At 74.8% G+C, this 8,961-nt stretch carries 9 protein-coding genes; 6 read left to right on the top strand and 3 right to left on the bottom strand.

Going from position 1 to position 8,961, the window contains the following annotated elements; all coding sequences use genetic code 11:
• Together NWP10_RS08910 and NWP10_RS08905 are read right to left on the bottom strand one after the other, a co-directional pair.
• Window positions 1–440: iron ABC transporter permease (locus NWP10_RS08910; RefSeq protein WP_258300650.1), on the bottom strand; the 440-nt coding region annotated here is incomplete at its 3' end.
• Window positions 441–443: 3 nt separating this feature from the next.
• Window positions 444–1,526 (bottom strand): iron-siderophore ABC transporter substrate-binding protein, encoded by a 1,083-nt coding sequence (locus NWP10_RS08905; RefSeq protein ID WP_258300649.1) that lies wholly within the window; start codon window positions 1,524–1,526, stop codon window positions 444–446.
• Between the two features lie 198 nt (window positions 1,527–1,724).
• Here NWP10_RS08905 and NWP10_RS08900 point away from each other — a divergent pair, with 198 nt between their 5' ends.
• The 4 genes from NWP10_RS08900 to NWP10_RS08885 all read left to right on the top strand — a co-directional run bounded on the left by NWP10_RS08900 (window position 1,725) and on the right by NWP10_RS08885 (window position 6,267).
• Entirely contained in the window at window positions 1,725–2,468 is a 744-nt protein-coding gene (locus NWP10_RS08900) for a ubiquinone/menaquinone biosynthesis methyltransferase (protein WP_258300648.1), read from the top strand.
• 275 nt (window positions 2,469–2,743) lie between these two features.
• A complete protein-coding gene (locus NWP10_RS08895) occupies window positions 2,744–3,472 on the top strand; it encodes a response regulator transcription factor (RefSeq protein ID WP_026106846.1) in 729 nt (242 codons plus the stop codon).
• The gene (locus NWP10_RS08890; protein WP_258300647.1) at window positions 3,453–5,153 is read left to right on the top strand and encodes a cell wall metabolism sensor histidine kinase WalK; all 1,701 of its coding nucleotides are present in this window, start codon (window positions 3,453–3,455) and stop codon (window positions 5,151–5,153) included. The genes NWP10_RS08895 and NWP10_RS08890 overlap by 20 nt, the downstream gene beginning before the upstream one ends.
• Before the next feature lie 28 nt (window positions 5,154–5,181).
• On the top strand, window positions 5,182–6,267 hold the full coding sequence (locus tag NWP10_RS08885) for an Atu2307/SP_0267 family LLM class monooxygenase (RefSeq protein ID WP_258300646.1): 1,086 nt from the start codon (window positions 5,182–5,184) through the stop codon (window positions 6,265–6,267).
• Between the two features lie 164 nt (window positions 6,268–6,431).
• Here NWP10_RS08885 and NWP10_RS08880 read toward each other — a convergent pair whose 3' ends face one another.
• Complete coding sequence (locus tag NWP10_RS08880) at window positions 6,432–7,331, bottom strand: ArgP/LysG family DNA-binding transcriptional regulator (RefSeq protein WP_258300645.1); 900 nt, start codon at window positions 7,329–7,331, stop codon at window positions 6,432–6,434.
• Window positions 7,332–7,426: 95 nt separating this feature from the next.
• Between NWP10_RS08880 and NWP10_RS08875 the strand changes: the two genes are divergently transcribed.
• Both NWP10_RS08875 and NWP10_RS08870 read left to right on the top strand, forming a co-directional pair.
• The gene (locus tag NWP10_RS08875) at window positions 7,427–8,356 is read left to right on the top strand and encodes a LysE/ArgO family amino acid transporter (protein ID WP_258300644.1); all 930 of its coding nucleotides are present in this window, start codon (window positions 7,427–7,429) and stop codon (window positions 8,354–8,356) included.
• A 23-nt stretch (window positions 8,357–8,379) separates the two neighbouring features.
• The coding region (locus tag NWP10_RS08870; protein ID WP_258300643.1) for an NUDIX domain-containing protein at window positions 8,380–8,961 on the top strand (582 nt) is incomplete at its 3' end.

Below are 8,961 nucleotides of genomic sequence, written 5' to 3'. Positions count from 1 at the left end.
CCGCTCACGCGCGCGGCCCCCGCCGCCACCGCGGTGACGAGCGCGGCCGCGGCGAGGGTGCCGAGGATCGCCAGGGCCATGACGGCCGGCAGGGAGCCGGCCACCCCGAGGGCGATCCCCAGCGCGAACGCCAGCACGGCGCCCGCCGTGAGGCCGAGCAGCCCCGGGTCGCCGAGGGGGTTGCGGGTGGCGCCCTGCAGCGCCGCGCCGGCCACGGCCAGCCCCGCTCCCACGAGGATCGCCGCCAGGGTGCGGGGCACGCGTGAGAGCACGGCCGCCCCGTCCATGCCGGTCACGGCGGCGGGCCCGTGGAGGGCGGCCTCCGTGAGGGCGCGCACGGCCGCGTCCACCGGGACGGGCCGGGCGCCCAGGGCCAGCGAGGCCAGGGCGGCGAGCACGGCCAGGACGGCCGGCGCGATCAGGAGCAGGGCGCGGGGCACGGGTCAGCCGCGCGAGCGGGCCGCGGCCTCGGCGATCGGCGGGACGACGCGCTCCAGCGCGAACGGGATGGACAGCGGGGAGATGGCCGAGACGGAGAGGACCTCCTGCTGGTCCACCTGCAGCACGAGCCCGCCCTTCGCCACGGCGGGCAGGGCGCTGAGCAGCGGGTCCGCCTCGATGGCCTCGGCCACGGAGGCGTCCAGCGCCCAGGAGACGAGCACGTCCGACTCGAGCTCGTCCGCGCGCTCCGGGGACCACGTGAAGAAGAACGCCTGGTCCTTGGGCGAGTTCTCCGCGACCACGGGCGCCTGCTTCATGCCGAGGGACTCGAGGAAGCGGGGGCGGTTGTCCACGAGCGTGTAGACGCTGATCTGGTCCGCGGCGGTGGGGTCCACGGTGCCGTAGACGAAGGTGGCGTCCTTGAGGTCCGGATGCTTCTGCGCGGCCGCGGCGATCCGGCCCTCCACGTCCTCGACGAGCGCTTCGGCCTCGGCGTCCTTGCCGAGGGCCTGGCCGATCATCCGGGTGCTCTGCTGCCACGGCGTGCCGAAGGCGGGCACGTCCTTCGGATAGGCGACGACGGGCGCGATCTTGGAGAGGCGGTCGTAGTCCTCGCGGGTCAGCCCCGAGTAGGCCGCCAGGATCACGTCCGGGCGGACGGAGGCGACGGCCTCGGCGTCGATGCCCGCGGCCTCCGACCAGGTGACGGGACGCTCCGCGCCCTCGACCTTCTCCAGGGCGGCGTCGAACCAGTCCGTGGACTTCCCCGCGTTCCCGCCGAACTCGACCGCGGCCATGCCCACGGGGACGACGCCGAGGGCGAGCGCCACGTCCTGGTTCACCCAGGAGACCGTGGCCACGCGGGTGGGCGCGGCCGGGATCTCGGTGGTGCCGTAGACGTGCTCGATCGTGCGGGGGAACGCGGCGGCGTCGCCCGAGGCGGAGGGGGAGCCGGCGGCGGCGGCGGACGAGGAGGACGAGCCGGAGCCGCCGGCGGGGCCGGTGGAGCAGGCCGCGAGCAGCAGGGCGAGGCCGGTGCCGCCGGCGGCCAGGACGGAGCGGCGGGGCAGGGAGGACGGTGCCATGGGGAGTGGCCTTTCGGGCGGGGACGCGGAGGGCGTCCGGCTCAGGAGAGCCGCCGGCGGGAATTAGATAACGCCAGCGTGAGGTAACCCGGGAAGGTTAGGCGATCCTCAGTGCCCGACGCAAGGCGGGGCCGAGGACCGCCCCAGCCCCGCCCGCCGTCGTCGTGCCGCCCTGCGCGGCGGGATACCGTGGTCCCCGTGAGCGAGACCCCCACCCCCTCCCCGCGCCGTGACGGCGCCGCCCGCGGCGCGGACCACCACGCCCGCGTGTCCACGATGTTCGACGCCGTCGCCGAGCGCTACGACCTCATGAACACGGTGATGACCTGGGGCCAGGAGCCGCGCCTCGTGCGGCACACCGTGGCCCGCGCGAACGTCCCCGCGCACGGCCGCGTCCTGGACCTGGCCACCGGCACCGGCGACCTCGCCTTCGAGGTCCTGAGGCAGCACCCGGACGCCACGGTCGTCGGCGCGGACATCTCCGCCGAGATGATGGAGGTCGGCCGCAGGCGCGAGGGCGGGGACCGCGTCGAGTGGGTCGTGGCCGACGCCCAGGACCTGCCGTTCGAGGACGCGTCCTTCGACTCGGTCACCCACGGCTACCTGCTGCGCAACGTGGCGGACATCCCCGCCGCGCTCGCGGAGCAGTTCCGCGTGCTGCGCCCCGGCGGCTGGATGGCCGCCCTGGAGACCTCCCCGCCGCCGGCGAACATCATCCGGCCCTTCTCCACCTTCTACATGCACCAGGTCATGCCTCGGCTCGCCCGCGTCATCACCGACAAGCCCGAGGCCTATGAGTACCTCTCCTCCTCCACCAAGGCGTTCCACGCCCCGGAGGAGATCGCGGACATGCTCGCCGACGCCGGCTTCGTGAACATCGGCCACGAGACCCACATGTTCGGCACGCTGGCCACGCACTGGGCCATGAAGCCGGTCGCCTGAGCCTGCCCAGATGCCCCGCAGACCACCCCTGACGCGCAGCGCAGAAAGCCTGGGACCACACTTGTGCCCCGCATAGGATTGACCTGCATCGGCGGGGGTCGCGCGAGCGCCCCCGGTCCCGGTCGGCGCCCGCCCGTCATCCCCCCGCAGCGGCGCCGCCGGCCCGGCATGAGGCGCCCATCCCCCCGCCGTGTGCCGTCCGAGTGAGCATCGACCGTCTCCCGAACGTGAGGAATCCCGTGAGCCGCATCCAGAGCACCACCAGCCCGTCGTCCATGGCGGAGCTGAAGAAGGTCCTGCCCGAGCTGTCCCATCCGGACGGCTCGCCCGTGCGCGTGCTCGTGGTGGACGACGAGCCGATGATCGCGGACCTGCTGTCCATGGGCCTGTCCCTGTGCGGCTGGGACGTGGTGGTGGCGCACGACGGCGCCTCCGCCGTCGAGCAGGGCACCGCCCGCCGCCCCGACCTCGCGATCCTGGACGTCATGCTCCCGGACATGGACGGCCTCGAGGTCCTGGAGCGCCTGCGCGCCCACTGGCCGGAGGTGCCGGCGATGTTCCTCACCGCGAAGGACGCCACCGAGGACCGCGTGGCCGGCCTCGCCTCCGGCGGCGACGACTACGTCACCAAGCCCTTCTCCATGGAGGAGGTGCTGATCCGCGCCCACCGCCTCGTCCAGCGCTCCGGCGTGGTCAGCGGCGGCTCCGAGGTGCTCGTGGTCGGCGACCTGGTGATGAACACCCGCACCCACGAGGTCACCCGCGGCGGCCAGGTCATCGACCTCACCGCCACCCAGTACAACCTCCTGAAGTTCCTCATGGCCAACGTCCGCACGGTGTTGTCCAAGGAGCGCATCCTGCAGGAGGTCTGGGGCTACGACTTCGGCGGCCGGGCCAACATCGTGGAGCTCTACATCTCCTACCTGCGCAAGAAGATCGACGCGGACCGGGATCCCATGATCCACACCATCCGCGGCGCCGGGTATGTCATCCGCCCCGCCTGACCCGGCGGACGCCTCCTCCGGCCGGGGCGGCCCCCGCCCGCGCCGGCAGTCCTCCCTGGCCCGGCGCACCGGCGCCGGCGTCGTGGTGATCCTCCTGATCACGCTCACCGCCTTCGCGCTGTTCGCCGGCAACACCACCCGGGCGCTCACCGCCGAGTCCGCCTCGCGGAACACGACGGCGGCCTGGACCCGGGCCGCGGAGCAGCTCGCCTCCCTGGAGGCGGGCACCGCCTTCGACGCCGGGCCCACCGCCGGCGACCCCCACGTGCCGGGCACGCTCGGCCAGCGCGAGGGGACGGTGGTGGCCCTCGTCTCGCCGGCGGACCTGGAGGATCACCAGGCCGGCACGCTCCGTGGCCACCGGGTCGGCAGGGCCGGCGAATCCGTGCCCCTGGACGCGCGGCAGTCCCACGAGATCATCCACGCGATCCGGGGCGAGCCGATCGGGGCGCCCGTGGACGCGGCGGTGTCCGGCGAGGGCTACCGGTTCAAGGCCCTGCCCATGACGTCGCCGGGGCCCTGGGTGGGGGCGGACCAGCTCCTCGTGGTGGGCGTGCCCACGGGCGCGCTGACGGAGATCTCCCGCCGCGGCCTGCTGATGGTGGTCCTCGGGCTGTCCCTCACCGTCGTCGTCACCGCGCTGGCCGTCTTCCTGTGGCTGCGCCGCGGGCTCGCCCCCCTGGGCGAGGTGGCGGCCATGGCCGAGCGGGTGGCGGGGATGGACCTCGCCCACACCGGCATCGACCGCCGGCAGACGCGCATACCGAAGCGGCTCCTGCAGGGCCCGGACGAGGTGGTCATGGTGGCCGAGGCGATGGACCGGTTCACGGGCGCCGTGGAGGACGCGCTGGAGGAGCGGCGTCGCCAGGAGCAGCAGCTGCGGTCGTTCATCGCGGACGCCTCCCACGAGCTGCGGACCCCGCTGGCCTCGGTGCGCGGCTACGCCGAGATGATCGCCATGACGGAGGACCTCTCGGAGACGGGGCGGCGCTCCCTGGACCGGGTGCTGCACCAGGCCGGCCGGATGTCCGCGCTCGTGGACGACATGCTCCTCCTCGAGCGCCTCGAGTCGGTCTCCCGCGGCCGCGCCGTGGGCCTGGCGCCCTCCGGGGAGGTCCCGGCCGCGGACCCGGTGGACCTGCCCGAGGTGCTGCTCGAGGCCGTGGTGGACGCGCGCGCGGCCTGGCCGGACCACCAGTGGGTGCTGGACCTGCCGGAGACGCTCGGCGAGGAGGGCCAGGGGTGCGTCACCGGCGACCCGGCTCAGCTCGCCCGGCTGGTGGGCAACCTGCTCTCCAACGGGGCCAAGCACACGCCCGCGGGCACCACGGTCACCGCCTCCCTGCGGATCGGCCGCCCGCTCCCGCACCAGGTGGTGGTCAGCGTCCACGACGACGGCGGCGGCATCCCCGCCGAGCAGCGTGAGCGGCTCTTCGAGCGGTTCGCGCGGGGGGCGAGCGCTGGCGACCCGGGGCGGGAGCCGTCCACGGGCCTGGGCCTGGCGATCGTCCGCTCGATCGCCCGCAGCCACGGTGGCGAGGCCTCGGTGGCGTCCGAGGCCGGGTGGACGCGCTTCGACGTCGTGCTGCCGTGCGCCCGCTGGACCGCGCGGGCCCAGGCCGAGACCGCGGGGCGCGGCGGGCCCGAGGCCCCCGAAGGGACCGGCGCCCCCCGGGAATAGCGCCCCGCCGCGCGTCGTTGTTTCAAACATGAACAAAGATGCCCAGCCCAGCACCGAGCTGCTCTCCTCCATCCCCGAGGGCCACGTGGAGTTCGGCCTCCACACCTTCGGCGACGTCACCCTGGACGCCGAGGGCCGCCGCCTGAGCCACCCGGAGGTGCTGCGCGACGTCGTCGCCGAGGGCGTCCTCGCGGACCAGGCGGGCGTGGACGTGATCGGCATCGGCGAGCACCACCGGCCGGACTACGCCGTGTCCAACCCGGAGATGGTCCTCGCCGCGATCGGCGCCCGGACCGAGCGGATCAAGCTCATCTCCGCCGTCACCGTGCTCTCCTCCGACGACCCGGTGCGCGTCTACCAGGCCTTCGCCACCCTCGACGGCGTCACGGGCGGACGCGCCGAGGTCTCGCTGGGCCGCGGCTCGTTCATCGAGTCCTTCCCCCTGTTCGGCCACGACCTCAAGGACTACGAGCGCCTCTACGAGGAGAAGCTCGACCTGTTCATGAAGCTGTGCACCGAGGAGCCCGTCTCCTGGACCGGCACCGTCCGCGCGCCGCTGGAGCGCCAGTCCGTGTTCCCGACGACGGCCCACGAGCACGGCCTGCCCGCCTGGGTGGCCGTGGGCGGCTCCCCGCAGTCCGTGGTCCGCGCCGCCTCGCACGGCGCCGGGCTCGAGCTGGCCATCATCGGCGGCGCCCCGCGCCGCTTCGCCCCCTACGCCGACCTGTTCCGCCGCGAGGTCGCCGAGCGCGGGCTCGAGCCCCGCCGCGTGGCCGTCCACGTGCACGGCTTCGTGGCGGACACGGACGAGGAGGCCATGGAGCTCTACTACCCGCACTGGGAGGCGGCGTTCACCAAGCTCGCGCGCGAGCGCGGCGGCCCCCTGCCCACCCCGGAGCAGTTCCGCCAGGAGGCCGTGCACGGCGCCCAGCACATCGGCTCCCCGGAGACCGTGGCGCGGCGCGTGGCGGACACCGTGCGGGCGATCGGCGCCAGCCGATTCGGCCTGAAGTACAGCAACGCGACGCTGCCGCACGGGCCGATGATGCGCAGCATCGAGCTCTACGGCTCCCGCGTGATCCCGCTGGTGCGGGACATGCTCTCCGAGGGCTGAGGCCCCGACGGCGGCGCGGCCGGCGGGGGAGGGGGACGATCCATGACCGACGTCCGCCGCACCGCCACCGCCCTGACCCTGAGCGCCGCCGTCGCTCACGGCGCGACCCCGCGGTCCCCGCCCTCGAGGCGGGGGCCGCGCCGTGTCCGGGGGCCGTCCGGGGCTCAGTCGGCGGCGTCGGCCACCGAGGGCGCGGCTCGCAGGACGGCGTCCGTGAGCCGGTCCAGCGCTGCCGTCCCCGCGGACCAGCGCTGCCAGTGCAGGGTCAGGTCCACGGTCCCGAGCGAGGGCACCGGCTCGAGGTCCGGGTGCCGGCCCTCGAGGACGCCGGGCGGGAGCTGGGCCGAGGGCAGCATGCCCCAGCCCAGCCCCAGCTCGACGGCGCGCAGGTAGGACTGCACCGAGGGCACGAGGTGGTGCGGCGGGTCGAAGGCGGCGCGGCCCCGGGCGGCGCGGCGCAGCACCGTGCGCTGCAGGCCGTCGCGGAGGCCGTAGTCCACCCGGGGCAGGGCGGCGAGGTCGAGCCGGCCGCGCTCGTCCCGGTGCATCTCCAGCAGGAAGGACGCGCACACCGCGTGGTAGCGCATCGTGCCCAGCGGGGTGGAGGTGCAGCCGGACACGGGCGTCGGGTCGTCCGTGACGGCGGCGACCACGGTGCCGTCCCGCAGCAGGGACGCGGTGTGCTCCTGGTCCTCGGTGCGCAGCTGCAGGACGACGTCGTCCCACGTCGCCGCCTCGCGCAGCACCGGCTCCCACCACGTGTCCAGGGAGTCGGCGTTGAGCGCCACGCGCACCGGGACGCGGCCGCCGTCGCCCCGGCCGAGCGAGGCGAGGGCCTCCTCCTCGAGGGCGAGGGTCTGCCGGGCCAGTCGGAGCATGCGCTCCCCGGCGGGGGTCGGGCGCACGGGCACGGTGCGGGCCAGGAGCACCTGGCCCACCTGCCGCTCGAGGGCCTTGACGCGCTGGGAGAAGGCCGAGCCGGAGATCCGCAGGGCGTCCGCCGCGGCGTCGAAGGTGCCGTGGTCCACGGCGGAGACGAGGGCGCGCAGGTGGTCCGAGTTCACGCCGTCCAGGGTAGTCCGGCCAGATGAAGGATCCCTTCAGATCCTGAAGGGCATCGCGATGGTGCGGACCTGCGAACGGTTCCTATCCTCTCCCGGTGACCATCTTCGCCACCGGCTTCCTGACCTACCTCGCCCTCATCGTCGCGATCGGCGCCCAGACGCTGTTCCTGCTGCGCCAGATCGTCCGACGCGACCGCGTGTGGACGGTCCTGATCGTGTGCTTCGTGGGGGACGTGGCCCTGCTCGCCCTCGGCGCCGCGGGGATCGGCGTGGCGGCCGAGCGGTGGCCGTGGCTCGTCACCGCCCTCACCGTGGCCGGCGTGGTCTACCTCGTGTGGTTCGCCGCGGGCGCACTGCGCTCGGCCGTGCGCGGGCAGCGCACGCTCGCCGCGGCCGCCGAGGCCGAGGGCCCCGCGGTCGGCCTCACGGACGGCGAGATCGCCGCGCTCACCGGCGAGCTGCCCCTGATCGACCCGGCCACCGGCCGCCTCTCCGCCGACTTCACCGGGCGCAGCGCCGAGGGCCGCGCAGTGCCGGTGGGGGCCGGCGTCGGGATGGGGCGTGGCCATGACCCCCTCGGAGACGAGTCCCGCACCGTCGGGGTTATACCCGTGGGTAACCCCCGACTGTGCGGGACTCGTCCGGGGGAGCGGGGTGCTGACGGCAGGTCGGGCGGCGTGGCCGTGAAGCAGCGGGTGCAGCCGCGCCGCGTGGTGCTGAGCGCCCCGCAGACGCCGCTGCCGCGGATCGTGCTGCTCGCCCTGTCCGTCTCCTTCCTCAACCCCCACGCGATCCTGGACACCGTGGTGATGATGGGCACCTTCGCCCAGACCTACGGCCCCGGGAAGTGGGTGTACGTGGGCGGCGCCGTGGCGGCCTCGCTCGTGTGGTTCACCGCGCTCGGCTGGGGCGGCACCCGGCTCGCGCCGTACATGAACACGCCGCGCACCTGGCGGATCGTGGACGCCGCCGTGGGCGTGCTCATGCTGGTGATCGCCGCGAAGGTCGGACTCACGCTCCTCTGAGCCGGACGGGAGAAGATGGAGCCATGAGTCCTTCCCCGTCCGGCTCCGTCCCCTCCTCGTCCTCCGTCTCCGCCGAGTCCCGTGGGATGGGTGCCGCCGCGCCCGGCCAGGCCGCCGTCCCCGGTGAGACCGGCGCCGCCGCGGCGGTCGAGACCATCCGCGTGTCCGCCGTCGTGCTGGCCCGCCCGGACCGTCGCGTGCTCACCGTCCGCAAGGCCGGCACCACCATGTTCATGTTCCCCGGCGGCAAGCACCTGCCCGGTGAGGACCCGCTGGACACCGCCGTCCGCGAGGTGGCCGAGGAGACCGGGCTGCGCCTGCGCCCCGACGAGCTCACCCGCCTGGGCGCGTGGGACACCGACGCCGCCAACGAGCCCGGCGCCGCCCTCCACTCCGAGGTGTTCGCGCTGTGGCGACCCGTCGCCCGGCACGAGACGCCCGCGCCCACCGACGAGATCGTCGAGCTGCACTGGATGGACCCCGCCCACGTCCGCCCCGCCCGCCCGGAGGACGCCGCCGCCATCGCCGCCGTCGCCGCCGCGACCTTCGGGGACGCGAGCCCGGCCTCCCTTCCGCCCGAGGTGATCCAGGCGCACATTGACGAG

The sequence above is a fragment of the Micrococcus sp. HG099 genome (assembly GCF_024723355.1).
Classification (GTDB): Bacteria; Actinomycetota; Actinomycetes; order Actinomycetales; family Micrococcaceae; genus Micrococcus; species Micrococcus endophyticus.
The sequence above is the reverse complement of the archived record's forward strand: the minus strand, read 5'-3'. Positions and strand labels throughout refer to the sequence as shown.

Coding starts and splice junctions, on each gene's coding strand:
- NWP10_RS08905 (WP_258300649.1), bottom strand. CDS start 1,526: ATGGCACCGTCCTCCCTGCCCCGCCGCTCCGTCCTGGCCGCCGGCGGC.
- NWP10_RS08895 (WP_026106846.1), top strand. CDS start 2,744: ATGGCGGAGCTGAAGAAGGTCCTGCCCGAGCTGTCCCATCCGGACGGC.
- NWP10_RS08890 (WP_258300647.1), top strand. CDS start 3,453: ATGTCATCCGCCCCGCCTGACCCGGCGGACGCCTCCTCCGGCCGGGGC.
- NWP10_RS08885 (WP_258300646.1), top strand. CDS start 5,182: ATGAACAAAGATGCCCAGCCCAGCACCGAGCTGCTCTCCTCCATCCCC.